The organism is Bradyrhizobium sp. 1200_D9_N1_1 (assembly GCF_052075915.1).
In the GTDB taxonomy this organism is placed as follows: domain Bacteria; phylum Pseudomonadota; class Alphaproteobacteria; order Rhizobiales; family Xanthobacteraceae; genus Bradyrhizobium; species Bradyrhizobium diazoefficiens.
The window spans coordinates 4,133,784-4,159,213 of the sequence record NZ_CP197226.1; the positions used below are offsets into that span (position 1 = coordinate 4,133,784).

Below are 25,430 nucleotides of genomic sequence, written 5' to 3' on the forward strand. Positions count from 1 at the left end.
CCCTAGCTAAAAACAACGGGCAGGCAACGGCTTAAGCGACGTTGAGTGACAAAGACCTGAACAGGGCGTGGAAAGAGGACAGCATGGGAATCAACCAGGGTCCGATCAGTCTCGATCAAAAATACACCCAGGACACCGGACACGTCTTCACCACGGGCATCCAGGCCCTGGTTCGCCTGCCCATGGCCCAGATCCGGCGCGACCGCGCCAATGGCCTCAATACCGCGGGCTTCATCTCCGGCTATCGCGGCTCGCCGCTCGGCGGCTATGACCAGCAGCTCTTTGCGGCGCGAAAGCATCTCGAGCAGTACAACATCAAGTTCCAGCCCGGCGTGAACGAGGACCTGGCCGCGACCGCCGTCTGGGGCTCGCAGCAGCTCAATCTCTCGCCCGGCGCCAAGTATGACGGTGTGGTCGGCATCTGGTACGGCAAGGGCCCCGGCGTCGATCGCTGCGGCGACGTGTTCCGCCACGGCAATGCCGCGGGCTCGGCCAAGAACGGCGGTGTGCTGTGTCTGGCCGGCGACGACCACGGCGCAAAATCCTCGACCGTCCCGCATCAGTCCGACCACGCCTTCATGTCGGCGCTGATGCCGTATCTCTACCCGTCCAGCATCCACGAGATGATCGAGATGGGCCTGCTCGGGATCGCGATGTCGCGCTACTCGGGCTGCTGGGTCGGCATGAAGGTGATCACGGAGACGGTGGAGACCACCGCCGAGATCGACCTCACCGACGAGATGAAGCCCTTCATCATCCCGCCCGATTTCGAGCTGCCGCCCGGCGGCCTCAATCTGCGCTGGCCCGACGACCGCTTCGAGCAGGACCGCCGCCTCCAGGACTACAAGGGCTTTGCCGCGATCGCCTTCGCGCGCGCCAACAGGGTCAACCGCGTCACCATGGATTCGCCGAACGCGCGCTTCGGCATCATGGCCTCAGGCAAGAGCTATGAGGACGTGCGGCAGGCGCTGCGCGAGCTCGGGGTCACCGAGGAGGTCGCCGCCAAGATCGGTCTCCGTCTCTACAAGATCGGCATGCCCTGGCCGCTGGAGCCGGAAGGCGTGCGCCAGTTCGCGGTCGGGCTCGAAGAGATTTTCATCATCGAAGAGCGGCGCGAGATCGTCGAGAACCAGGTCAAGCAGGAGCTGTTCAACTGGCGCGACGACGTCCGCCCGCGCATCGTCGGCAAGATGGACGAGCACGACAAGCGCTTCCTGACCTTTGCCGCCGAGCTCAGCGTCGCCTCGCTTGCGACCTCGATCACCGAGCGCCTTCTCCGACTTAATCTCAACCCAGAGATCGCGGAGATGCTCCGCGTCAAGGCCGACTGGTTCAACGGCCGCCAGGCCACCCAGATGCAGGCGACCGCGCCTGTCTCCCGCACCCCGTATTTCTGCTCCGGCTGTCCCCACAACACCTCGACCAAGGTCCCCGAAGGCAGCCGCGCGCTTGCCGGCATCGGCTGTCACTTCATGGCGCTGTGGATGGACCGTTCGACCGAGACGTTCACGCATATGGGCGGCGAGGGCGTGCCGTGGGTCGGCATCGCGCCCTTCACCAACGAGAACCACATCTTCGCCAACCTCGGCGACGGCACCTATTTCCACTCCGGTCTGCTCGCCATCCGTCAGGCGGTCGCCTCCAAGACCAACATCACCTACAAGATCCTCTACAACGACGCGGTGGCCATGACCGGCGGCCAGCGCCATGACGGCGATCTCTCGCCGCAGCAGATCACCTTCCAGCTCCATGCCGAGGGCATCCGCGAGATCTATCTGGTCTCGGAGGCGCCCGACACCTATCCCGCCGACACCATCGCGCCCGGCGTGAAGAAGTATCACCGCGACGAACTCGACAACGTCATGAAGATGTGCCGCGAGTACAAGGGCACCTCGGCGATCGTGTTCGTGCAGACCTGCGCCGCCGAAAAGCGCCGCCGCCGCAAGCGCGGCCTGATGGAGGATCCGGCGCGGCGCGTCATGATCAACCCGGCCGTCTGCGAAGGCTGCGGCGACTGCTCGGTGCAGTCGAACTGCATCTCGGTCGAGCCGCTGGAGACCGAGTTCGGCCGCAAGCGCGCCATCAACCAGTCGTCCTGCAACAAGGACTATTCCTGCGTGAAGGGCTTCTGCCCGTCCTTCGTCACCGTCGACGGCGGCGCGCCGCGCCACCGTGCGCCGGCCGAGCTTGAAGAGATCGGCGCGCTGCCCGAGCCGGCCTCGCGCCCGACGCTCGACAAGCCCTACAACATCGCCGTCGGCGGTGTCGGCGGCACCGGCGTGCTCACCATCGGCGCGCTGCTCGGCATGGCCGCCCACATCGAGGGCAAGGCCTCGATGATCCTCGACATGTCGGGCCTCGCGCAGAAGGGCGGGGCGGTGCTGAGCCATGTCCGCCTGTCCGACCATCCGGCCGAGGTCACGTGCTCGCGCATCGTCACCGGCACGGCCGATCTCGTCCTCGCCGCCGACGAGGTGGTCGCGGTCGCCAAGGACACCATCTCGCTGTGCGACAGCAGCCGAACCCGCGGCATCATCAACAGCCACGTCATTCCCACCGCCGACTTCGTCCTCAACCGCGATTTCAACTTCCAGACCCGCAAGCTGAACGGATTGCTGGAGACGGCGCTGCACAAGGACTCCGTCTTCTTCGACTTCACCAAGCCCGCCGAGCAGCTGCTCGGTGACAGCATCGCCACCAACATGATGATGATGGGCTACGCCTATCAGAAGGGGCTCTTCCCGCTGGCGGCGGAGTCGATCGAGCAGGCCATCGAGGTCAACGGCGTCGCGATCAAGATGAACAAGGAAGCCTTCCGCCTCGGCCGCCTCGCGGTCGCCGATCCCGAGCGTCTTGCGGGCATGCTGAAGGGAGCGGGCGAGGTCGTCGCACCCAAGACGCTGGATGCGATGACGCTCGACGAGATCGTCGAGCATCGCGCCAAGCATCTGACCGCCTATCAGAATGGCCGCCTGGCAAAACGCTATCGCAAGCTGGTCGATAGGGTTCGCGATGCCGCGAGGCAGGGCGGTTATGACGACGCGCTGCCGCGCGCGGTCGCGGTGAACTACGCCAAGCTGCTGGCCTACAAGGACGAATACGAAGTCGCGCGCCTCTTCACCGACGGCGCCTTCGAGCAGCAGCTCCGCGACCAGTTCGAGGGCGATTTCAAGTTCAGCTTCAATCTCGCGCCGCCGATCCTTAGCCGCAGCGTCGATGCCCTGGGCCGCCCGAAGAAGCGCGCCTTCGGCCCGTGGATGCTGAAGGTCTTCCGCGTGCTGGCGAAGTTCAAGTTCCTGCGCGGCACGCCGCTCGACATCTTCGGCCGCAGCGCCGACCGCAAGCTCGAGCGCGACCTGATCGCCGGCTACGAGAAGGACGTCGCCACCGTGCTCGGCCTGTTGTCGCCGCTCACGATCGACACCGCGGTCGAGTTGCTCTCGCTGCCCGACCGCATCCGCGGCTACGGCCCGGTGAAGGAGAAGGCCGTCGCTGACGCCAAGGCCCGCTACGCCCAGCTCGCCGCGGACTTGGCGAGCCCGCCGCCCGCGCCACGGCAGATCGCGGCGGAGTAGGGCAAGTCCCGTAGGGTGGGCAAAGGCGCGAAGCGCCGTGCCCACCACCTCACCAGGATTGAGTCAGAAGAGGTGGGCACACTTCGCTTTGCCCACCCTACAAGACCTACGTTTGACAAGGGTTGTGACCGCGCGATATCAGCAACTTGCGATAGTGGCGCGCGGCGGGTGATGCGGTCGTGCGCTATGCGGAGCGACGATCGATGTCATTGCGCGGTGTCTTGATTGTATTGGTCGCCGTTGGCGTATTGGCGGCCTTGGGGATGTACTGGAATCAGCATGATATCGAACGTGTCATGCGTGATGGCTACGGCACCACGGGCAAGATCACGTCCGCTGAAGTCGTCTCGACGCGATTTCCGTTCGTGTTCGACGGGTTCTGGCCCCGCTATGTCGACGAAAATCTGTCGATCGGATTGCAATGGATCGGAAAGGACGGCGTTCAGCGCGAGCGCAAGGGCATCGCGGTCAGCGCCGCCTATGCGGCGCGCATCACGGTTGGCAATCAGCTCAAGCTCCTGACGGTCCCCATTCAGGCCGTTGACGATGATTCATCGCTTCCGGTGATCGTCGAGGATATCGACGATCATCTGAGCCATATCCGGTCCACGTCCAGATTTATGGCGGCGGGAGCAGGTATCTGCGCCGTGATCCTGGTGCTCGTGATCGGATGGCAGGCATGGTCGGCGCGTCGAAGCGGGGCGGGGAGTACCGCAATCGCCGCCGGATCGCGGCGGCCCTTTCCTTTCATCCTCGGGATCTTGGCCGCTGTGATGCTTCCATTCGGCGGCTACATGCTGGTGACCTCCTATTTCGAGCAAAGCACGTTGAAGGAGATCCTCGACCACGGCGATGAGGCCACCGCCGATATTACGCGTGCCTACGGTGAAGTGAAAAAAGCCGGCGACGCGCCGAGCTATCTCGTTACCCTGGCGTGGACCGACAAGAGCGGACAACAGCAAAGCTACGGGCCGACCCACATCAGCCCGGCCTTCTGGCGGCAGATCACGCGGAACGGCGTCCAGACGGTCAGGCAGACCAGGATCCGCTATCTCTCAGGCAGCCCGGATGCGCGGCCTCTGATCGTCGACGACGCGGCCGAAGCCCAATACCAGAACAGTTTTGGCGTGAAGGGCGGCGCGGTCTTTCTCGTCTTCGGCCTGATCCTGGCCGCGGTGACCGCGTTCCGCTATCGCGCGCGTCCGAGCGCGGCTTGATCGCAGGAGAGGGACGTCGGGTGGGTTAGGCAGATCCCCCTCGCGATTTCCTGTTTGATATCAATCGCCGTTCTACTGTGCATGGGGTTGTTTTCGTACAACGGGTTCTTTCGTTAAAACGAAAATCGCTTGTGCCGTCGGGCAAAACACCTTTAGGATTCTGCCTGGCTGGAGCGGCGACGTGAGGCTGTCCGCGCTGAAATGGACCTGTGGTCGAATATGGATTTTGCTTGGCGCATCGTGACGTGCCTGCCGCTTACCGAGCTTTGGAACAGCGAAGGTCTGTTGGATGTCCGGCCTGACCAAAGAGTGGGCGCGGCTGAGATCGAGCTGCTTCTGCGGGACGGTGCGAGTTTCGTGGTCGCGGACGTTGGAAAGCCGTTGCGATGGATATCGGCCGCCGACCGCTTTTCGTTCTGGAAGACCGAGGTGAAGGGGCGGCTGATAGCCCGGGACGCTGATTGCTTCAGTCTCGACGACTATCCTGACAGTTACTGCTACGTCGCGACCGCTTGGAGCGGCACGGCGCCGATGCCGATCATTGTTCTAGAGATCCACCATTGACGGGGCTGTGATCGACGGCGGGGCAATATCGCCCACTTGCGCCCACCTGCTGCCCTCTCGCCCGACGGAATATTTCCGCGCTTGCCAACAGGGCCAGTGCGGTTCAGAAAAACGGGGCAATAAGAAACGCGAGCGGAGACCTCTGTTTTGACCATCAAGGGCAAGGCCTACATTGCCGGGATCTACGAACACCCGACCCGGCATGCGCCGGACAAATCCACCGCCCAGCTCCACGCCGAGGTCGCCAAGGGCGCGATCGAGGATGCCGGGCTCAGCAAGGACGATGTCGACGGCTATTTCTGCGCGGGCGACGCGCCCGGCGGCGCCTGGCCGATGGTCGACTATCTCGGCCTCAACACCAAAAAGCTCCGCCACGTCGATTCCACCGAGACCGGCGGCTGTTCCTACATCATCCATCTCGGTCATGCCGCGGAAGCGATCGCGGCGGGCAAGTGCTCGATCGCGCTGATCACGCTGGCCGGCAAGCCGCGCACCGGCGTGATGCCGCCGCGCGCGGCCGGCGCGGAAGCCGATTTCGAGTCCGCTTACGGCGCGACTACGCATAATGCCTATGGCATGTGTGCCATGCGCCACATGCACGACTATGGCACCACCAGCGAGCAGCTCGCCTGGATCAAGGTCGCGGCCTCGCACCACGCGCAATACAATCCGCATGCAATGCTCAAAGACGTCGTCACGGTCGAGGACGTCTTGAACTCGCCGATGATCTCCGATCCCTTGCATCGCATGGATTGCTGCGTCGTCTCCGACGGCGGCGGCGCGCTGATCGTGACCACGCCCGAGATCGCCAGGAGCCTGAAGAAGCCGCTGGTCAAGCTGATCGGCCATGGCGAGGCGATGAAGGGACCGCGCGGCGGCAAGGATCTCGATCTCACATACTCCGCGGGCATCTGGTCCGGCCCGCGTGCGTTCGAGGAAGCCGGCATCACGCCGAAGGACATCAAATACGCCTCGATCTACGACAGCTTCACCATCACCGTCTTGATGCAGCTCGAGGACCTCGGCTTCTGCAAGAAGGGCGAGGGCGGCAAGTTTGTCGCCGACGGCAATCTGATCTCGGGCGTCGGCAAGCTGCCGTTCAACACCGACGGCGGCGGCCTCTGCAGCAACCATCCCGTCAACCGCGGCGGCATGACCAAGATCATCGAGGCCGTCAGGCAGCTGCGCGGCGAAGCGCATCCGAAGGTGCAGGTCAAGAATTGCGACCTCGCCATCGCCCACGGCACCGGCGGCCTTCTGGGCGTTCGCCACGCCGCCTCGACGGCCATTCTGGAGCGCGTGTAATGAGTGAAGCGAAGAAGTATCCGGCCCCGGTGACGAACCCCGAGACCGCCGCGTTCTGGGACGCAGCCAAGCAGGGCAAGTTCATGATCAAGCGCTGCACCGCGTGCGGCGAAGCGCACTACTTCCCGCGCTCGATCTGCCCGTTCTGCTACTCCGACAAGACGGTGTGGGAGGAGGCTTCGGGCGAGGGCACGATCTACACCTGGAGCTTGATGCGGAAGTCGCCGACCGGCCCTTACGCCATCGGCTACGTCACGCTGAAGGAAGGCCCCTCGGTGCAGACCAATTTCGTCGATTGCGATCTCGAGAAGCTGAAGATCGGCCAGAAGGTGAGAGTGGTGTTCAAGCCGACCGACGGCGCACCGCTGCCGTTCTTCACGCCGGCCTGAGGCGCTCTACCCATCCTACGAATTCTTCCTTCCCCCCTTGTGGGGGAAGGTGGCGCGAAGCGCCGGATGAGGGGTATCGCTCCGCGGAAAGACTTTCGATGCGGAGCTAACCCCTCACCCAAACGAGTTTACCGCACGGTTCTCGTGGCCTCTCCCACAAGGGGAGAGGGCACATTAACGAGCGCCGCTGCTCGCTAAGAATGCCGGGAGGAAACCGAAAAATGTCCGCCAGATATGAAGAACTCAAAGGCCTGAAAAACCTCGGCCAGAAATACGCCTACACCGACCGCGAGGTGATGCTCTACGCCTACGGCATCGGGCTCGGTGCCGATCCGATGGACGAGAACGAACTCGCCTTCGTCAACGAGGGCACGTTCACGCCGCGGCCGCTGAAGGTGGTGCCGACCTTTGCTTCCGTCGCGGCGTGGGGCTCGGGGCCGGGCGAGATGAACCTCAACCGCGTGATGGTGGTCGATGGCGAGCGCGACATCACCTTTCACCAGCCGCTGCCGGTGGCCGCGAACATCACCGCCGATTCCTCCGTGCTCGAGGTCTACGACAAGGGCAAGGACAAGGGCGTCGTCATCAGCCACCAGACCGTGCTGAAGAACGAGAAGGGCGAGAAGCTGGCGACGCTGGTCGCCTCGCGCTTCGCTCGCGGCGACGGCGGCTTTGGCGGGCCGAACCTGACCCAGCCCGATCCGCACAAGATCCCGGCGCGCGCGCCCGACAAGACGATCGACATCGTCACGCGTCCCGACCAGGCGCTGGTCTATCGGCTCTGCGGCGACCGCAACCCGCTGCATTCAGATCCTGAGTTTGCGAAGAAGGCCGGCTTCCCGCGCCCGATCCTGCACGGCATGTGCACCTACGGCATCACCTGCCGCGGCGTGCTCCAGACTTATGCCGATTACGACGCCTCCGCCTTCCGCCAGCACGTCGCGCGGTTCTCATCCCCGGTCTATCCCGGCGAGACCGTGACCATGGACCTCTGGAAGGACGGCAACACGATCTCGTTCGAAGCCAAGGTGAAGTCACGCGGCGTCACCGTGATCAAGAACGGCAAGACGGTGCTGGGTTAGCTGCCTCCGTCATTCCGGGGCGCGCGAAGCGCGAACCCGGAATCTCGAGCTACAACCTCCGGATTCCGGGTTTAGCGCTGCGCGCTGCCCCGGAATGACGATAATAAAACAGGGAGAAGCCACCATGGGACTACTCGACGGCAAGGTCGCGCTGATCACCGGTGCGGGCGGCGGGCTCGGTGAGGCCTACGCGAAACTGTTCGCGCGGGAAGGGGCATCCGTCGTCGTCAACGACCTCGGTGGCCCCCGCGACGGCTCCGGCGCCGACAAGTCGATGGCGCAGCTTGTGGTGGACGCGATCAAGGCGGAAGGCGGCAAGGCGGTCGCCAACGGCGCCGACATCTCCACCATGGAGGGCGGCCAGTCGGTGTTCGACGACGCCATCAAGCATTTCGGCCGCGCCGACATCCTCGTCAACAATGCCGGCATCTTGCGCGACCAGACCTTCGCCAAGGCGTCCGAGGCCGACTGGGACAAGGTCATCAAGGTGCACCTGAAGGGTACCTTTTGTTGCACCATGCCGGTGTTTCGCTGGATGCGGGAAAACGGCGGCGGCGTCATCGTCAACACCTCCTCGACATCAGGGCTGATCGGCAATTTCGGGCAGACCAATTACGGCGCGGCCAAGGGCGGCATCTGGGGCCTGTCCAACGTGCTGGCGATCGAGGGCCGCAAGTACAACATCCGGATCTGGACGCTGGCCCCGGGCGCCCTGACCCGCATGACCGCAGACCTGCCCCGCTATAAGGAGAACCCCTCGGCGGCGCTGGGGCCGGACGGCATCGCGCCGGCCGTGCTATACATGGTCAGCGACTTGTCGGGCGACCAGACCGGCAAGGTGCTGGGCGTGTCCGGGCCCCGCGGCGTGCGCGAAATGCGGATGATGGAAATGGAAGGCTGGAAACCGCCGCACTCGGGCTGGAATGCTCAGGACATCGTCGATCATGCCAAGGAGATCTTCTTCTCCGAGGAGCAGATCAAGATGGGGGCGCGGCGGTTTTAGCCGTTGTTGTCGTTCCGGGGCGGCTCGAAGAGCCGAACCCGGAACCTCGAGATTCCGGGTTCGCGCTGCGCGCGCCCCGGAATGACAGAGAAAGAGAGAGACTGATGAAACTGACCGCCGACGCCAAGGGCACCTTCGCAATCGCGCCGACGCCGTTCCACGACGACGGCCGGATCGACGAGCGCTCGATCGACCGCCTGACGGATTTCTACGAGGAGGTCGGCTGCGATGGCGTCACGGTGCTGGGCATCCTCGGTGAGGCGCCGAAGCTCGATGCCGCCGAGGCCGAGCAGGTCGCGGTTCGCTTCGTCAAACGCGCCAAGAAGATGCAGGTGATCGTCGGCGTCTCCGCGCCGGGCTTTGCCACCATGCGTTCGCTGGCGAAGGCCTCGATGGACGCGGGCGCGGCCGGCGTGATGATCGCGCCGCCGCCCTCGCTTCGCACCGACGACCAGATCGTCGGCTATTTCAAGCAGGCGGCGGAAGCCATCGGCCCCGACGTGCCCTGGGTGCTCCAGGACTATCCCCTGACCTTGCAGGTGGTGTTCACGCCGGCGGTGATCCGCAAGATCGTCATGGACAATCCGAACTGCGTGATGCTCAAGCACGAGGACTGGCCGGGCCTCGAGAAGATCACGACGCTGCGCAACTTCCAGAAAGACGGCTCGCTTCGCCCGCTCTCGATCCTCTGCGGCAATGGCGGCACGTTCCTGGATTTCGAGATGGAGCGCGGCGCCGACGGCGCCATGACCGGCTATGCCTTCCCCGAGCTTCTGATCGACGTCGTGAACCTCTCCAAGGCCGGCAAGCGCGATGCGGCGCATGATCTGTTCGACGCGCATCTGCCGCTGATCCGTTACGAGCAGCAGCCGGGGGCCGGCCTTGCTGTGCGCAAATACGTGCTGCAGAAGCGCGGTATCATCGCCTCCAGCGCGCAGCGCAAGCCGGGCGCCACCATCACGGCGACGGCGAAGGCCGAGGTCGAGTATCTGCTGTCGCGCGTTGCCCGCGTCGACAAGCGCGCCAATCTTGGCCCGCAATCCAGCGCCGCAGGTTAGGTAAATGGCCGAGACATCAGCATCACGCCCGGCGTCGACGATCCTTCTGCTGCGCGATGGCGCAGCAAGGGAAATCGAGGTCTTCATGATGGTCCGCCATCATCAGATCGAGTTCAACTCGGGCGCGCTGGTGTTTCCGGGCGGCAGCGTCGATGCCGGCGACAACGAGATTGTCGCCCGCGCCGACTTGTATTCGGGCGGCGAGGGCCTGAGTGAAGCGGACCGCGGTTTTCGTATTGCCGCGATCCGCGAAACCTTTGAAGAGAGCGGCATCCTGCTGGCGCGGTCGAGGGACTCGGGCACGCCGATCGATGCCAGGCGTGCCGGCGAACTCGCCGACAAGCATCGCGTCGCGCTCAACGAGCACAAGATCAGCTTCCTCAGCATCCTTGCCGACAACGGCCTCCAGCTCGCGCTCGACACGCTCGTGCCCTACGCCCATTGGATCACGCCCGAGGGCATGCCGAAGCGGTTCGACACCTGGTTCTTCCTGGCCGCAGCGCCCCCGGACCAACTCGGCGCGCATGACGGCCGCGAGTCGACTGACTCGATCTGGGTGTCGCCGCGCGAGGCGGTGGAGGGCGGGGAGAGCGGCCGCTTCAAGCTGCCGTTCCCGACCACGCGCAACCTGATCCGGCTTGCCAAGCAGGGCAGCGTGGATGCCGCGCTGGAGCACGCCCGCGGCATGTCCATCGTCACGGTGATGCCGGTCATGACCAAGACCGAGACCGGCCGCCAGCTCCGCATCCCCCGCGAGGCCGGCTATGACGGCGAGGTGTTCGAGGTCGGCGCGGTCGGCTGATACACTTCGACACGCAGCGAAGTATTGGCGCTTGCGGGCGCGCTAGGTTCCGTCCATCGCGGAATGGACGGAGCGCACAATGGACAACCGGCAGGACACCAACATCGCCGTCGAGCTGGCGCTGCTCGTCGCGCTCGCAACGCTGTGGGGCGGCTCCTACACCTTCATCAAGCTCGGCGTCGCCACCATTCCGCCGATCACGCTGATCGCGGCGCGCACCGCGATCGCCGGCCTGCTGCTGCTCATCGTCATGCGGGCGCGCGGCATCAAAATGCCGACGGATGCCGCGACCTGGCAGCGCTTCGCGTTCCAGGCCGTGCTCAATAGCGTCATCCCCTGGACGCTGATCGCTTGGGGCGAACGCCATGTCGATGCCGCGCTCGCCACCATCCTCAACTCGGCCGGGCCGATCTTCACCTTCCTGCTTACGGCGGTCGTGACCCGCCACGAGGCGACGACACCGCGAAAGCTGTTCGGCGTGGTCGCCGGCATGGCCGGCATCCTGCTGATCGTCGGCGTCGATACCGTCCACGACATCGGCAGCGGCCTCATCGCGGAGGCGGCGATCGTCGCCGCCACCATCTGTTACGCCTGCGCCGCGATCTTCGGCCGCAGCTTCAGGGGCCTCGACCCGATGGCGCCCGCCGCCGGCTCGCTGCTGGCGGGCGCGGCCGTCCTGATCCCGGCCTCGCTGGTTGTCGAGCAGCCCTGGACGCTATCGCCGTCGCTGAGTTCCGTGCTGGCGCTGCTCGCGCTCGCGGTGTTCTCGACCGCGGCGGCGTTCGCGATCTATTTCCGCCTGATCCAGACCCTGGGCTCGGTCGGGACCACCGCGCAGGCTTATCTGCGCGTGCCGATCGGGGTCGCCATCAGTGTCGCCTTCCTCGGCGAAACCCTGAGCCGGACCGCCTGGATCGGGCTGGCCTGCGTCGTCCTCGGCGTTGCCGCCATGACGATCCCGGCCTGGCGGCAGGCGAGCGTCAAAACGTCATAAAGCCGGCGAGGAGGACGGGCCGAGAACCACGATATTAAGGATATTCCGAGGCGGGAGGCAGGTTCCCCCGGGCGTGCAATACGTCGTATATTGGGCTTCCAACAGCCCGGTCCCTCAACGCACCAATGTCCGCCGACTTGACGCCGCCCCCCGAGAAAAAGCGAATCTTCTCGCTGTCCATCGGCCAGCTTACGTTCGGAAGCTTCATCCTGGTGCTGGCGGTGATCATCGTCACCTCGACCGCGAGCGTGATCGCGATCCGGCACATCGACACGACCTTCGCCGAATTGCAGCGGCTCCAGAGCGTCGGCGACCTTGCCGAGGACATCGACCGCCGCATGAACGAATTGCGCCTTGCTGCGCGCGACTTCGTCACCGACCCCGGCGCCGGCATCCAGTTCAAGCAGGTGGGCGAGGCGGCCTCGACGCTCAGCGACATCCTGAAGAAGACCCGTATCGAGCTCGCGCCCGAGCAGCAGGACATGATCGACGGGGTCACCGAGCGCCTTGCGACCTATCGCAACGGCCTCGAGCGGATCTCCACCCTGATCGACCGCCGCGCCCAGCTGCTTGCCGGCCTGCCGCCGCTGCGCGACCAGTTCGACGCGGCGGTCTCCGGCACCGCGGACCGCGAGCTCGCCTCGCGCCTATCCGAGGCGCAGAGCCGGATCGCGCTCGGGCTGCTCGCGCGTAATCCCTCCGCGGCCGAGCAGGCCGCGCAGAACATGCGGACGATGGACATCGCCGACGCCAAGCTCCGGACGGCCGTGAATGATTACGCCGAGGCGATCATGGCGGTCGCCGTCCGGGAGCGGCAGATCGCCGACATCGACCGCGAGGTGCTGGGCACCGAGGGCCGGCTGATCGGCCGCGTCACCGAATTGCTGCGCGAGGTCAGCGCAAGGCGCGGCCATGTGCTGTCGCGCGATTTCGCCCGCACGCTCACGGAGGCGCGGTGGCAGAGCATCGTGCTCGGCAGCATCGGCGTGCTGATCGGCATCCTCGCGGCCGGCTTCGTGGTGCGGCGGACGGTGCGTCCGCTGGCCCAGATCGCACGATCGATTCGCGCGCTCGCGGCCGGCCAGAAAGACACTTCGATCCCGTCCGCCGACGTCGACAACGAGATCGGCGACATCGCACGCGCCGCCGAAGTGTTCCGCCGCGCGCTGGAAGAAGCCGACACCGCGCGCGAGGCGGCGGTGCGCGCGCTCACCGAGCAGCGCCTCGCCGAAGAGAGCTACCGGAAACTGTTCGAGGGCTCGGTCGACGGCATCTATGTGACGACGCCGGCCGGCGACCTCCTCAACGCCAATCCGGCGCTGGCGCGGATGATGGGCTATGATAGCCCGCAGCACCTCATCGACAGCATCAACGACATCGCCCATACAATCTACGTCCACCCCGAGGCGCGCGTCGAGTATCAGCGGCTGATGCATCGCGACGGCATGGTGCGCGAGTTCGAGTACCAGGTGCGCCAGCGCAGCGGCGACATCCTCTGGCTTTCCGACAGTGCGACCGGCGTGCGGGACGAGCAGGGCAAGATCATCCGCTACGAGGGCACGCTGCGCGACATCACCGACCAGAAGCGGGCGGAAGACGCCATCGCCGAGGGCCGGCGCCTGCTCCAGCAGGTCATCGATACCGTGCCCGCGGTCATCAACGTCAAGGACCGCGACCTGCGCTATGTGCTGATGAACCGCTACATGGCCGGCATCTTCGGCATCGAGCCTGGCGATGCGCTCGGCCGCACCACCGCGGACCTGATGTCGCGCTACGGCGCGGCCAAGACTGACGAGAACGACAAGCGCGTGCTGAGGCTCCGTAAGGGGCTCGGCTTCTACGAGGAGGAGTACAAGGACGCCTCCGGCAACATGCGCCAATGGCTTGTCAACAAGCTGCCGCTGCTCGATGCCGAGGGCGAGATCGAGCGGATCGTCACGGTGGCGCTCGACATCGGCGAGCGCAAGCGCGGCGAGCAGGAGATGCGCAAAGCCAAGGAATCGGCGGAGACCGCGCTGCGCAATCTGCGCGAGACCCAGGCCTCGCTGATCGAGGCGGAGAAGCTCGCCGCGCTCGGACGGCTGGTCGCCGGCGTCGCTCACGAGGTCAACAATCCCGTCGGCATCAGCCTGACGGTCGCCTCCGCGCTGGAGCGCAAGACCGCGATGTTCACGTCCGAGGTCGAGCGCGGCGAGCTCCGCCGCTCGACGCTCAACGAGTTCCTCAACACCAGCCGCGACGCATCCTCGCAGCTGGTCTCCAATCTCAACCGCGCCGCCGAGCTGATCCAGTCGTTCAAGCAGGTCGCGGCCGACCGCAACTATTCGGACCAGCGCAGCTTCGACCTCGGCGACCTCACCGAGCAGGTGGTGATGAGCCTGCGGCCGGGCCTGCGCAAACACAATCTGACGCTCAACGTCGATTGCCAGCCCAACCTGACCATGAACAGCTATCCCGGCCCGTACGGGCAGGTGCTGACCAACCTGTTTCTCAATTCGGTGGCGCACGCCTTTCCCGACGGGCGTCCGGGGATCATCGACATCCAGGTGCGCGAGTCCGGCAAGGACAATGTCGAGATCATCTTCTCCGACAACGGCTGCGGCATGTCGCTCGACGTCCGCCGCCGCGCCTTCGATCCGTTCTTCACGACGCGGCGCGACCAGGGCGGCACCGGACTCGGGCTGCACATCGTCTACAGCATCGTCACCAACCGGCTCGGCGGCCGGCTCGATCTCGATTCCGAGCCGGGCGGGGGCACGCGCATCCAGATTATCCTGCCGCGCACGGCGCCGCTCGAGCAGGCTGCGGAATAGCTAGTCGACTTCGGCGAGCTTGTGCAGAGTAGCGCCGAAAATCAGGCTGGCCTTGCCGACGAGCGCCGTTCCCGTCATCTCCGCGCGCGTGTCCGTGTAGGTCCCACTGACGCCGATGCCGACCGGCGCCGGTCCGCCGAACAGCGGATTGTCGTCGCCCCGCGGTGAGGTGTGCCGCTGCACCAGCACCTCGCCTTTGAAGGAGTGGTCATCCTTCACCACGTAGCTGCCGGTGTAATAGAGGTAGGCATCGCCGCCAAGGATCTTGCCGTCGCGGAAAAGAATCACGCCGCTGCCCTTGCCGGCTCGACCATCGAGCAGGTTCACGTGGATCGAATAGAGGCCGTTCTTCATAACGTCCCGCAGGCCGGCCACCATCGCCCAATGGCGTAACCGGTAGAGCTTTTATGCCAAAGCGTATCCCCTCGCGCAACGCGGCAGTTTGCCGGCCGGCAAGCTATTCCGTGGCGCGGACCGTAATTGTCCCGGCTTGTCTATGACGCGGTTATGACGGTCTCATCATGAGGCGAGGCCCGTCGTTGCGAATCAAGTTGGCCCGCGAAATGCATAACCATTGTTGCACTGGCCGCGGGGTGCTGGAGCAAGACAAACGTGAGCAACTGGATCGATTCCGGCGGCGATCAGCCGCGTCTGTACAGTGCGCGTCCCACGAATTGCAAAAGCGAACGACGGCGGATAGGCAGCGCGGTACGCTGGCGAAGCGTGACGAAGCTGGCATGCGCCTCGGCCTTGATCGCGCTAGCAGCCCCCTTCGGGCATGCCCGTGACCGCGGCCAGTTCGTCAACACCAATGCGGATTTGAAGGCCTGGTTCGACGGCCTGCGAAGCGGCAAGGGGCCGTGCTGCTCCGATGCCGACGGCTCGGCGCTCTCGGACACCGACTGGGACAGCAAGGACGGGCACTATCGTGTCCGCGTCCCGCGCTATGGCTACGCGCTCGAGGGCCAGAAGCAGGAACTCGTCTGGGTCGACGTGCCTGAGGAGGCCGTGATCTCGGAGCCGAACCGGGTCGGGCGTACCATGGTGTGGCCGATCTACGGCTATATGGGCGTCACCATCCGCTGCTTCATGCCCGGCAGCATGACTTAGCTGCGCCAGGCGGCACGCCGCCTGGTCTCGCTGATGGCCGATGTGGCGTGCGCCGCGTCAGGTGTATTTCTTGTCGCGCTCGAGCAGCTCGACGGAAATTCCTTCGGGGCCACGGATGAAGCAGATGCGCACGCCGGGCCGGATCGTCGTCGGCTCACGCGTGAACGTGACGCCCTTGGCCTTGATCTCGGCCGCGACGGCGTCGATGTCCTTCACCGTGAGTCCGAAATGATCGAGGCCCTGGTGCGGATGCGGCGGCGGCGGGCTGACGGCGTTGTCGCCCTCGAGCGGGGCGATGAAGATCCTGGCGCCGCCGAGGTTCACGTCGATCCGTCCGGGCGCGCGCACGATCTCGCCACCGAGGATGTCGCGCAGCCAAGCCGCCGTGGTCTCGGGATCGGGGCTGCGCAGATGGACGTGATCCCAGGTGACGGCGATTGGCATTTCATGTTCTCCCAACAGGGTCTTTCGATATTGCGGCGCATGTTAGCGGCCCCGGAGGGTGATCGCCACCGTCCTTGCCGACTCGCTTGAAGCGCGGGAACCTTAGTTCGTCTCCGGGATTAAGGTAAGCAGTGGCCGCGTCCGCCGTCGAACCTGTTGCGGCCACCATCGGTGATGCAGCCATGAGCGCAGGGCTTGAGCGGGTCGGGTTGGGACGCTTCGCCGCCATTGGTGAGCGCACGGCGCGGGTCGTGACGGTCGCGAGCGTATCATTTGGCCGAAGCATTCTGTGGCTGCTGGCCGCCATCATCGTGGGCTGCGGCGTCTGGATGCTGCTGCCGCTCTCCAAAGGCAACAGCGCTGAACCGGTGAAGCCGGAGTTGGCATCCGTCGAGATGGCGCCTTCGGGCGATGCGGCAGTTGCGGTCACGCCGGGGTCCGAAGCCCAGGCTGCGGCAGAACTCGACCGTCTCAGGATTTCCTCCCAGACCTGGCGCCGCGGCGGCCTTGGCTCGAAGGCGCTGGTGACGTTCACGCTGCGAAATGACAATGACTATGCCGTAAAGGATTTGGCGATCGTTTGCGCGTTCGCACGGCGCGACGGCAGTCATCTCACCGACCGCAGCCGCGTTCTGGCCGACACGGTCAGCATGAAGAGCCGCAAGACCTTTGCGCGCATCCCTGTCGGCTACGTCAACGTCAATGCCGATCAGGCGAAGTGTTCGCTGGTTGCAGCCCGTCGCGCGTAAAGGGCGGCATTTTCGGGTAGCGGAAAAGTTACCCTTACCGGGCCTTGGCAGAAAAACCTGGGGTTGCCATTTGAACCAAAGGGCTGGGCCAGGAACCAATTATAGTATCGCCTGTTAAGGCGGAGTGCCCACGCGGGGATTGCGGGGGGCGGAGCGCGGCCAATGCCCATCTTTCGGTATTTCATGTTTGTCGGCGGAGCGTTGCTCGCACTGCTGTTTGCGGTGAACTTCGTTGTGCCGGCCTCGCCCGTGACGCCAGTCGTCGCGACCGCAAGCAATGACCAGCCGTTGATCCGGATCCGGTCCGATCGGCACCTGCCTGAGCGCGTCGTGCTCGACACCACCCAGCCGACGATTGCCCCGCCCGCGATGAAGACCGCAGCCGCAGCTGTCGTTGCGCCTCAGCCGCCGGTGCAGGATGCCGCCTCGGCGGCGCTCGCCGAGATGTCGGCCAAGGCGCGGGTCCGCGAGACCTTCGCCCAGTTTACGCCGGGCTCGAAGGCCGATGCCGCTGCAGCCAGGAAGACGGCCCAGGCCCAGGCGGAGATACCGGCGGCTTCGCCGGCCCGGGCTCAGCCCAAGCGCAAGATCGCAAGGGCGCATCCGGCGCCGCAGTATTATGGTGGGCCACAGTTTGGTGGGCCACAATACGGCCGGCCGATGATGGTGGCCCAGCAGCCGCATTTCGGCCTCTTCAACACGACCTGGTGAGAGCGCCTCTGACCCGTCTCGAAACGAGACGGGAAGGGCTTTTTATTGGCCAGCCTCTCTGCTAATTCGAACGCGTCCGAACGCCGCCCGGTACGCTGGCTCGCCAGCAACGGTCCGGCGCTTCTCGGTTGCGGCCCGATATTCGGGCCAGGGCGCTCGTAGCTCAGCTGGATAGAGCATCGGATTTCGATTCCGAGGGTCGGAGGTTCGAATCCTTCCGAGCGCGCCAGTCTTGATGTTCCGGATATGTTCCGAACTGGCGCCAATGCCGGTCAGCGTCGCACGGCGTGCGTTGTCAGCTTGCCGGAAGTCCGATCTGCCGCCCCCGCGCCAGCGTGTCCGAGGGCGCCTCGTGGAAGGTCGCACGGTAGGCCGCGGCAAACTCGCCCATGTGATGGAAACCCTGGGCACGTGCGCAGGTGGCGACGGTGGCGCCGCCGCCTTTCAGCAGTCGGGCGCGTGTCGCCCACAGTCTCTTCAGGCGGATGTACTGGTGCAGGCTCATGCCGCGCACCTTGCTGACTGCGCCGCCGAGCGTCCGAATCGAGACGCCGAACTCGCCGGCGAGGTCGGCCGTATAGATCGGAGCGGTCGGATAGGCCGCGACGTATTCGTCGATCCACTGCACGAGCTTGGCCGACCGCCCGCCCTGGACCGAGGTGCTCCGCTCCGGTCGCGCGTCGATCCGAAACAAATCGTCGAGCGCGAGCAGCAGGCCTTCCTGGAGATGGGCGGCGGCCTCGGTGGTCTCGAACAGGAGCGGCTGCACCGACGCGGTTCGCAGGATGTCGAGCAGGAGTTGCCGTGTGTGCAGCAGGGCCGGCCGGTTCGCGACATAGGCCCGCAAATCGTCGGCATGATCGAACCAGCCCCGGTCTTTCAGGCCTGGAGAGAAGATGATCATCGCATGATAGTTCGTGCGGGGTTCGACGAAATGGCATTCGTCGTTGCCGCGGAGCGCAACGAAGAAGCGCGCGTCGAGATCCATTCCCTTGGAATTGACCAGAAGGTCGTCGGTCATCGACAGGATCACCATCCCGCCCGGCATGCGATAGGCGGTGTCGAGGATGCGCGCGAACGATCTCATCACGATGATGCGGCACGCCGGCAGAGAGACGACGGCGCGAGCGGCCGCGAAGTTCGGGACGTCGAGCGGAATGCTTCGAGCGTCCTCCATCGACTCGATCGGCCGAAAGGCATCGACATCGGCAAAGTCGATCAGTTGAAGCGCGGAGGACGGGGCGAAGGCGTCGAACATGCGTCTGGCCGGCTGCTGCAATGTGACAATAAAATGAACGTCGGTACATCGCCATCAATGGCGAAACATCGCGCTTCAGTAAACCGGATTCCGGGCCGTAGTATTGCGGACATCATGCCAAGGCGTCCGTCAGATCATTGTCACCGTCAACGTTCCCGGTTCATCGGTTGGCCGGAGGCGAGGTCGATGAAATGGATGCGCGTGCAGGCGGGGCAGACGAAGGACTCGAAGCTCCGTCCCTCCGGTATCTGCTGCTTCTCCAGATGCGTCTGCACATTCATGCCCGTCTGGGGGCATCGAAAAACAATCAGGTCGGCCATCGTCGCAGAATGTCGGCGCGGCGAATTTTTCTCTTTGATCTAGATCAGTTTTGGAATTGCTCCAGACCGGCCGAACAGGCGCGCGTGGACCATCCGCGATCTTGCAAAAGCGAAGGGGCCCCGAGGGCCCCTTCGAATGTTACCAGCGGCGATAGCCGTAACCATAATAGCGCGGGCCGTAGCCGCCGTAGTAGCGCGGCGGTCCATAATATCGGGGGCCGTAGTACGGCCGCGGGCCGTAATATCCATAATAGTTCGGACGCCAGAAACAGCGCCCCCAAGCATCGCAGACCATGCGGACCTGCTCGACGTCGGAGACCTGCGGGACAGCAGGTGCAGGCGCGATGGGCATGGCGGACGCCGCCGGCGATGCCGCGAGGGCACCGAACAGGGACGCGGCGACGAGGCCAATCTTCAGATTCATAATGTCTTCCTCCGCTTACGCGATGCAGGATATCGAAGTTGTTCTGATCAAATTGTGGCGGAACCGAAATGTAATGCTGATGAACAAATCTTCAGTCGCTCCGCCGCGGGCCTGATCCGGCTGTGCCAGATTACTGCAGCTCCGCGCCTCTGGCCATGCCGTGCTTGCCTCGCGGCCGCATCGCGGGACGTCGCCACTAACCTTGATCCTGCGCAATTCATCTTCGAGGCTTCCTCCCTAGTCTTGTCGCCGTGGGCCGCCCTTCGTGGAATACGAAGAGCGTTCGGTCGGTCGTCCGCATCGGTCCGGGGCCCACTGTTTGTTTGGAGCTGTGCAATGGACAAGATGAGAATCGACAAGGGTGACTGGTTGGTCGTGTGCGACGGGCGCAAGGCGCTCATTCTGGAAAACCTCGGCGACGAGATGTTTCCGAACCTGCACACCAGGGAGGTGCACGAGCAGCCCAATCCCCCGACGAGCGCACAAGGGAGCGATGCGCCGGGCCGATTGCATGGCGCAGCCGGCGGTGCGCGCAGCTCGGTCGAGCAGACCGATTGGCACGATGAGGCCGAGCGCGCCTTTCTGCGCGGCCTAGCCAGCCGGCTCGACGCCGCGGTCAGCTCGGGCGAAACGTCGGCCCTGACCATGGTGGCCTCGCCGCGTGCGCTCGGCATGATCCGCGCCGATTATTCGGACGTCGTGCGCAAGGCGCTTCAGGGCGAGGTGGGCAAGGACCTCGTCAAGCTGCCGGTCTACGAGATCGAGAAGCAATTGCTGCTGTCGGGCGCCGCCAGATAGGGACGCCCGCAGCGGACGCGCCGGCGCCCCTCAGAAGCAGGGGTGCCGGCGGCGGTCCTGGCCGACATAGGCGGCCGCGCTCTGGTAGCAGCGGTTCGTCGAAGGGCCGTCGTAATAGGCGAAGGTGCCGGGGGTGATGCCGGGGCCGTAATTGTGCAGATAGCTGATCGGGTAGGGCAGCGGGTTGACGTAGGAGCGGTGGTACCGGTGATGTCCCCGCGCCTCCGCGAGACCAGGGGCTAGGATTGCGGCCGACAGGGCAGCAACCGCGGCTACAAGCTTCAACTTGCTCATCTCGATTCTCCGGAACCCGCGCGAATAGGTCGTCCGGTTATAGCCATTTCAAGCCGCCAGGACACCTGTCCGGCGGCCGGAAAACGGGGCCAGTCCCGCCGATTCCCGGGTGGGTGTGACAGAATTGCCGGAAGTGCGGCCGGACCCTGCCCATTTTTGGCCTTTTCGGGATGCTTAACGAATTCCCCACACAAGTATGACCAAAGAGAATTCAGTTTAGAATCCTGTTGCCGGCCCTTTGGGGGTCCTTCGAGGCCGGTCCCATTCCTGAAGGCTTTCGTCGTCCGCCGCCATGCGCATCACGCTTTTGAGCCTGCTGTTGCTCTGCCTCGCCGCCGCCACGCCGGCGCGGGCCGAGCTGCACATTACCCGCGACCATGGCGGCTATGTCGAGGAGTACAAGGCCAAGTACAAGCGTGTCCGCGAGAAGGGCGAGCGCGTCATCATCGACGGCATCTGCAATTCGGCCTGCACGCTCGTGCTCGGCATCGTGCCGATGAACAAGATCTGCGTAACGCCGCGCGCCAGCCTCGGCTTCCATCAGGCCTATTATGACAAGGCCTTCACCTTCGGCATCAAGGTCACCAGTTCGGAGGGGACGTCCGACCTGATGTCCTACTATCCTGACACGGTGAAGGACTGGATCCGCCGCAATGGCGGGCTCACCACCGACATGAAGAAGATCAAGAACGGCGTCGAGCTCTGGAAGATCATCGACCCCTGTCCGGAAGAATGGTGAGCGGCTGATCCGAGCCGCTGCCGCTCGTCGCAGCGCAGCATCGCTAGGCGAGAAATTCGCATTGCCGCATCGGCCCCCATGGGGCAATGAGGGCGGCAATGAACCATAATCAAGAAGCCCTGACCGCACGCGCCGCGCCGATCCTGTTCGTCCTGCTCTGGAGCACCGGATTCATCGGCACCAAATACGTCATCAGCAACGCCGATCCCTTGACCTATCTCGCCATCCGCATGGCGATCGTGGTCGGCCTGATGGCGATCATCGCAGGCATTGCGCGGCCGAAATGGCCCGACCGTATTGGCATCGCGCACAGCGCGGTTGCCGGCATCCTCGTCCATGGCTTCTATCTCGGCGGCACCGCGATCGCGATCGCGCATTCGATTCCGGCCGGGCTCTCCGCACTGATTCCGGGCCTGCAGCCGATCCTGACCTCGACCATCGCCAACCGCTGGCTGGGCGAGAAGGTGACGCCGTTGCAATGGGCGGGGCTCGTGCTCGGCCTCGGCGGCGTGGTGCTGATCCTGCACAACCGTCCCATGACCGGCGAAGCCGGGCTCGGCTGGCTTGCCTCGGTGGTCTCGCTGATCAGCATCACACTCGGCACGCTCTATCAGCGCCGTTACTGCAACCACATCGACTGGCGCGCCGGCAATTTCGTGCAATATGTGGCCGTCACCGTCTTCTTCGCGATCGGCGCCTTCCTGTTCGAGGATCGCGTGGTGCACTGGACGCGGGAGTTCGTGCTCGCGCTCGCCTGGCTCACTGTAGCGCTCTCGATCGGATCGATCGGGCTGTTGTACTGGCTGATCCGCCACGCCGCGGCGACGTCGGTCGCGAGCCTGTTCTATCTCGTTCCCGCCGTGACCGCGCTGATGGCTTACGCACTGTTCGACGAGAAGCTCGATGCGATGGCGATTGCCGGCATGGCGATGTGCGCGGCCGCGGTGTTCGTGGTCAACCGGCGCGTCTAGGCTGACGGGGCGAGGCGACGGCATACATCCCTGACGTGCGCGGCGCGCCGTGTTAGGCTGGCCGCATTTCAGCTTCCCTTTCACGCGGTGACCTCCATGAAGAAGGCGAGACGTGCGCTGCTCGGCCGGTCCCTGAAGCCGGTCCGGATTGCCTGCATCAACTACGCGGAGGAAACGATCAGCGGCCGCATGATGAGCCAGCTCACCGCGGCGCTCCAGAAATGTTACGACAAGCATTTCCTGCCGGTGTGGGGCTATCCGGTCGACCTTTATGTCACGAAAAGGCCGAAGCCCACCGATTGGCAGCTCGTCTATTTCGACGACGCCTCGCATGAGGGGCTGCTCGGGCGCCATGAGCTGACGCATCGCGGCCAGCCGATTTCGAAGATCTTCGTCAAGGCGCTGGGCGAGGAGCCCGTCAGCGTCGCGGCCTCGCACGAGCTGTTCGAGATGGTGCTCGACCCCATGGCCAATCTCTGGGCCGACAAGAATAGGAACACGCAATACGCCTATGAGGTCTGCGACGCCGTCGAGGAGGACTCCTTCCGCGTCGGCGGCTTCGAGATGTCGAACTTCGTCTATCCGTCCTGGTTCGAGCCGTTTGAGCATCCGCGCGGCACCAAGTTCGACCACAAGGGAACGCTGAAGGAGCCGTTCTCGATGACCGAGGGCGGCTACGTCATCAAGAAGGTCAACGGCAGGCGGGTGATCAAGCAGTTCGGCTCGCCCGAGAAACGGCGGCGCTTTGCCAAGGAGGACCGGCGCGGCCATCGCAGCGAATTTCGCGACCCGCGAGGGGTCCATCATCCGGGGCGGCGCGCAGCCAAGCGGCGAGGATAGGCTATTGCGGGGAGAAGCCTCCGGGGGCGCGTCCGCACCCGAAGGCTTGTTCGTGTCTGCTCTCGGGAGCGCGATCAGCGCTTGGACTTCTTGGCCTTCTTTTTCTTCTTGGCGGCCTTCTTCGCGGATTTCTTCACGGCCTTCTTCGCGGTCTTCTTGGCCGCCTTTTTCGACGACTTCTTTGCGGCCTTCTTCGAAGTCTTCTTGGCCATCTTCTTGGAAGCCTTCTTGGCCTTCTTCGGCGCTACTTTTTTCGCGACCTTCTTGGCGGCTTTCCTGACCTTCTTGACGGCCGTGACTGCGGCGTCCTTGGTCGCATCCACGGCGGTGGTGATCGTCTCCATTGCCTGTTCGGTGATCGGCTTATCGTCGTCCATATCGTCCCCCACGGTTTGTATGGAGCGATGACGATAGCGGGTTTCAAAATTGTGTCAAAGCAACCCTCAACCTTTGCGGATCTTTGCGTAGGCGGAGAGCGCGCGCTCGCGTCCCCGGGCGTGATCGACGATCGGCTGCGGATAGGTCTTGCCGAGCGTGACGCCGGCGCTCGCCAGCTCGATCGGCGTCGCCTGCCAGGGCTGGTGGATCAGCTTCGCCGGCAGTCCTTGCAGCTCCGGCACCCAGCGCCGGACATAGGTTCCATCGGGATCGAACTTCTCGCCCTGCAGCTGCGGATTGAACACGCGGAAATAGGGCGCAGCATCGGCGCCGCAGCCCGCGACCCACTGCCAGTTGGCGGGATTACTGCCGGCATCCGCATCGACCAGCGTGTCCCAGAACCAGGCCTCGCCATCGCGCCAGTCGATCAGGAGGTGCTTGACCAGGAAGGACGCCGCCACCATCCGTACCCGGTTGTGCATCACGCCAGTGTGCCAGAGCTCGCGCAGGCCGGCATCGACGATCGGGTAGCCGGTGCGGCCCCGCTGCCAGGCGGCGAGCGCCTTGGTGTCGCGCTTCCAGGGGAAGCCGTCGAAGTTCGTTTGCAGGTTTTCGGTGGCGAGGTCGGGGTGGTCGTGGAGGAGGTGGCGGCAGAATTCGCGCCAGCCGAGCTCGCTCAGGAACTTCTCGATGCCGGGCCCGAGCGCCGCATCCTCGGCCGCGGCGAAGCGCGCGGCGTGCCAGACCTGCCGCGGGCTGAGCTCGCCGAACCGCAAATGCGGCGACAGGCCTGACGTGCCCACCCGGTCCGGGCGGTCGCGGTCGCCGGCATAGCCGCGCGCGATCGTCTTGAGGAAGTCGCGCAGGCGCGCGCGGGCCGAGGCTTCGCCCGGCATCCAGCTCTCGCGCAGGCCGCCCGCCCAATCGGGCTTGGTCGGCGCGAGCGTCCAACTCTCCAGCCTGTCGCGCGCGATCTTCGGACCCGGGCGCAGCTGCTTCGGCGCGGGCAGGGGTTTTGGCGGATCGCCGAGCGACAGCACGCGCCGCCAGAACGGCGTGAACACGCGCAGGCCCCGGCCTTCTTTGTTGCGGATCGCCGAAGGTGGGGCGATCAAGTCTCCGGGGAAGCTTTGCGACTCCACGCCGAGCTTTGCCAGTGTCGCTTCGAGCTGCCTCTCAACTGCCTGATGCGGCGCTTGCGCGATCCCGTTCCAGTAGACGGCGCGGGCGCCGCTTTCGCGCGCCACTTCGGGGATCACCTTGGCTGCGGGCCCCTTGCGCAGGATCAGCGATCCGCCCCGCGCTGCGATCTCGGCGCCGAGCGCCCGCAGCGACTGTGCCAGCCACCAGCGCGCCGCGCCGCCGGGTGCCCGGCCGGCTGTGTCGTCGAGTACGTAGAGGCAAACCACCGGCGCACCGGTCTTGGCGGCGGCATGGAGGGCGGGGTGATCGGACAGGCGGAGGTCATCGCGGAACCAGACGACGATAGGCGGCGCGCTTGGTGTGGTCAGGGCGTCCTCGTTTACAATTTGTAAAGCATGGGGCGGCGTGAACCGCCGTTAATGCGGCCGTAAGCCCCTTGCACGATTATG

General features: G+C 64.9%; 26 protein-coding genes and 1 tRNA gene. 19 read left to right on the forward strand and 8 right to left on the reverse strand.

Annotation, left to right across the window (positions count from 1 at the left end; all coding sequences use genetic code 11):
• Positions 1-83 precede the first annotated feature (83 nt).
• The 11 genes from AB5K84_RS19875 to AB5K84_RS19925 all read left to right on the forward strand — a co-directional run bounded on the left by AB5K84_RS19875 (position 84) and on the right by AB5K84_RS19925 (position 14,802).
• Positions 84-3,575 carry an indolepyruvate ferredoxin oxidoreductase family protein gene (locus AB5K84_RS19875; protein ID WP_110116351.1) on the forward strand — a complete coding sequence of 1,164 codons (3,492 nt, stop codon included), beginning with the start codon at positions 84-86 and terminating at the stop codon, positions 3,573-3,575.
• 203 nt (positions 3,576-3,778) lie between these two features.
• Positions 3,779-4,792: a hypothetical protein gene (locus AB5K84_RS19880; protein WP_246790625.1), complete on the forward strand. Its 1,014-nt coding sequence runs from the start codon at positions 3,779-3,781 to the stop codon at positions 4,790-4,792.
• A 201-nt stretch (positions 4,793-4,993) separates the two neighbouring features.
• Entirely contained in the window at positions 4,994-5,356 is a 363-nt protein-coding gene (locus AB5K84_RS19885) for a hypothetical protein (RefSeq protein WP_011088092.1), read from the forward strand.
• Positions 5,357-5,503: 147 nt separating this feature from the next.
• Positions 5,504-6,661 carry a thiolase domain-containing protein gene (locus AB5K84_RS19890; protein WP_060912572.1) on the forward strand — a complete coding sequence of 386 codons (1,158 nt, stop codon included), beginning with the start codon at positions 5,504-5,506 and terminating at the stop codon, positions 6,659-6,661.
• Positions 6,661-7,050 (forward strand): Zn-ribbon domain-containing OB-fold protein, encoded by a 390-nt coding sequence (locus tag AB5K84_RS19895; protein WP_011088090.1) that lies wholly within the window; start codon positions 6,661-6,663, stop codon positions 7,048-7,050. The genes AB5K84_RS19890 and AB5K84_RS19895 overlap by 1 nt, the downstream gene beginning before the upstream one ends.
• A 221-nt stretch (positions 7,051-7,271) precedes the next feature.
• Positions 7,272-8,132, forward strand: coding sequence for a MaoC family dehydratase (locus AB5K84_RS19900; RefSeq protein ID WP_110116349.1), 861 nt, complete (start codon positions 7,272-7,274; stop codon positions 8,130-8,132).
• A gap of 124 nt (positions 8,133-8,256) precedes the next feature.
• On the forward strand, positions 8,257-9,135 hold the full coding sequence (locus AB5K84_RS19905) for an SDR family oxidoreductase (RefSeq protein ID WP_038967075.1): 879 nt from the start codon (positions 8,257-8,259) through the stop codon (positions 9,133-9,135).
• A gap of 104 nt (positions 9,136-9,239) precedes the next feature.
• A complete protein-coding gene (locus AB5K84_RS19910; RefSeq protein ID WP_011088087.1) occupies positions 9,240-10,193 on the forward strand; it encodes a dihydrodipicolinate synthase family protein in 954 nt (317 codons plus the stop codon).
• Positions 10,194-10,197: 4 nt separating this feature from the next.
• Positions 10,198-10,995 carry an NUDIX hydrolase gene (locus tag AB5K84_RS19915; RefSeq protein WP_011088086.1) on the forward strand — a complete coding sequence of 266 codons (798 nt, stop codon included), beginning with the start codon at positions 10,198-10,200 and terminating at the stop codon, positions 10,993-10,995.
• A gap of 79 nt (positions 10,996-11,074) precedes the next feature.
• Entirely contained in the window at positions 11,075-11,989 is a 915-nt protein-coding gene (locus AB5K84_RS19920; RefSeq protein WP_110116347.1) for a DMT family transporter, read from the forward strand.
• Positions 11,990-12,114: 125 nt separating this feature from the next.
• Positions 12,115-14,802 carry a PAS domain S-box protein gene (locus AB5K84_RS19925; protein WP_011088084.1) on the forward strand — a complete coding sequence of 896 codons (2,688 nt, stop codon included), beginning with the start codon at positions 12,115-12,117 and terminating at the stop codon, positions 14,800-14,802.
• On the opposite strand, the gene AB5K84_RS19930 is transcribed toward AB5K84_RS19925, so the two are convergent.
• Positions 14,803-15,156 (reverse strand): GrlR family regulatory protein, encoded by a 354-nt coding sequence (locus AB5K84_RS19930; RefSeq protein WP_028171426.1) that lies wholly within the window; start codon positions 15,154-15,156, stop codon positions 14,803-14,805.
• A gap of 258 nt (positions 15,157-15,414) precedes the next feature.
• Here AB5K84_RS19930 and AB5K84_RS19935 point away from each other — a divergent pair, with 258 nt between their 5' ends.
• Positions 15,415-15,912: a hypothetical protein gene (locus AB5K84_RS19935; protein ID WP_011088082.1), complete on the forward strand. Its 498-nt coding sequence runs from the start codon at positions 15,415-15,417 to the stop codon at positions 15,910-15,912.
• Between the two features lie 57 nt (positions 15,913-15,969).
• Here AB5K84_RS19935 and AB5K84_RS19940 read toward each other — a convergent pair whose 3' ends face one another.
• Positions 15,970-16,356 (reverse strand): VOC family protein, encoded by a 387-nt coding sequence (locus AB5K84_RS19940; RefSeq protein WP_110116345.1) that lies wholly within the window; start codon positions 16,354-16,356, stop codon positions 15,970-15,972.
• A 182-nt stretch (positions 16,357-16,538) separates the two neighbouring features.
• Here AB5K84_RS19940 and AB5K84_RS19945 point away from each other — a divergent pair, with 182 nt between their 5' ends.
• The 3 genes from AB5K84_RS19945 (at position 16,539) to AB5K84_RS19955 (ending at position 18,045) form a co-directional block, all read left to right on the forward strand.
• Entirely contained in the window at positions 16,539-17,105 is a 567-nt protein-coding gene (locus AB5K84_RS19945; RefSeq protein ID WP_038967079.1) for a hypothetical protein, read from the forward strand.
• 162 nt (positions 17,106-17,267) lie between these two features.
• Positions 17,268-17,816, forward strand: a complete 549-nt coding sequence (locus AB5K84_RS19950; protein WP_110116343.1) for a hypothetical protein — start codon at positions 17,268-17,270, stop codon at positions 17,814-17,816.
• A gap of 152 nt (positions 17,817-17,968) precedes the next feature.
• Positions 17,969-18,045 (forward strand) — tRNA-Arg (locus tag AB5K84_RS19955).
• Between the two features lie 66 nt (positions 18,046-18,111).
• Here AB5K84_RS19955 and AB5K84_RS19960 read toward each other — a convergent pair.
• From AB5K84_RS19960 to AB5K84_RS19970, 3 genes are all read right to left on the reverse strand, one after another.
• Positions 18,112-19,074 (reverse strand): AraC family transcriptional regulator, encoded by a 963-nt coding sequence (locus AB5K84_RS19960; RefSeq protein WP_060912565.1) that lies wholly within the window; start codon positions 19,072-19,074, stop codon positions 18,112-18,114.
• Positions 19,075-19,220: 146 nt separating this feature from the next.
• Positions 19,221-19,394, reverse strand: a complete 174-nt coding sequence (locus tag AB5K84_RS19965; protein ID WP_011088072.1) for a zinc ribbon domain-containing protein — start codon at positions 19,392-19,394, stop codon at positions 19,221-19,223.
• 139 nt (positions 19,395-19,533) lie between these two features.
• The gene (locus AB5K84_RS19970) at positions 19,534-19,818 is read right to left on the reverse strand and encodes a hypothetical protein (RefSeq protein WP_028171430.1); all 285 of its coding nucleotides are present in this window, start codon (positions 19,816-19,818) and stop codon (positions 19,534-19,536) included.
• Positions 19,819-20,154: 336 nt separating this feature from the next.
• Between AB5K84_RS19970 and AB5K84_RS19975 the strand changes: the two genes are divergently transcribed.
• Entirely contained in the window at positions 20,155-20,616 is a 462-nt protein-coding gene (locus AB5K84_RS19975; RefSeq protein ID WP_028171431.1) for a host attachment protein, read from the forward strand.
• A gap of 30 nt (positions 20,617-20,646) precedes the next feature.
• Here the strand turns inward: AB5K84_RS19975 and AB5K84_RS19980 are convergent, their stop codons facing one another.
• On the reverse strand, positions 20,647-20,910 hold the full coding sequence (locus tag AB5K84_RS19980; protein ID WP_028171432.1) for a hypothetical protein: 264 nt from the start codon (positions 20,908-20,910) through the stop codon (positions 20,647-20,649).
• A 292-nt stretch (positions 20,911-21,202) separates the two neighbouring features.
• Between AB5K84_RS19980 and AB5K84_RS19985 the strand changes: the two genes are divergently transcribed.
• From AB5K84_RS19985 to AB5K84_RS19995, 3 genes are all read left to right on the forward strand, one after another.
• Positions 21,203-21,649 carry a hypothetical protein gene (locus AB5K84_RS19985; RefSeq protein ID WP_011088070.1) on the forward strand — a complete coding sequence of 149 codons (447 nt, stop codon included), beginning with the start codon at positions 21,203-21,205 and terminating at the stop codon, positions 21,647-21,649.
• Positions 21,650-21,747: 98 nt separating this feature from the next.
• The gene (locus AB5K84_RS19990; protein WP_110116342.1) at positions 21,748-22,620 is read left to right on the forward strand and encodes a DMT family transporter; all 873 of its coding nucleotides are present in this window, start codon (positions 21,748-21,750) and stop codon (positions 22,618-22,620) included.
• Positions 22,621-22,716: 96 nt separating this feature from the next.
• On the forward strand, positions 22,717-23,460 hold the full coding sequence (locus AB5K84_RS19995; protein WP_162603582.1) for a hypothetical protein: 744 nt from the start codon (positions 22,717-22,719) through the stop codon (positions 23,458-23,460).
• 74 nt (positions 23,461-23,534) lie between these two features.
• On the opposite strand, the gene AB5K84_RS20000 is transcribed toward AB5K84_RS19995, so the two are convergent.
• Entirely contained in the window at positions 23,535-23,837 is a 303-nt protein-coding gene (locus AB5K84_RS20000; protein ID WP_110116340.1) for a histone, read from the reverse strand.
• A gap of 66 nt (positions 23,838-23,903) precedes the next feature.
• Positions 23,904-25,349, reverse strand: a complete 1,446-nt coding sequence (locus AB5K84_RS20005; RefSeq protein WP_162603818.1) for a cryptochrome/photolyase family protein — start codon at positions 25,347-25,349, stop codon at positions 23,904-23,906.
• Positions 25,350-25,430 lie beyond the last annotated feature (81 nt).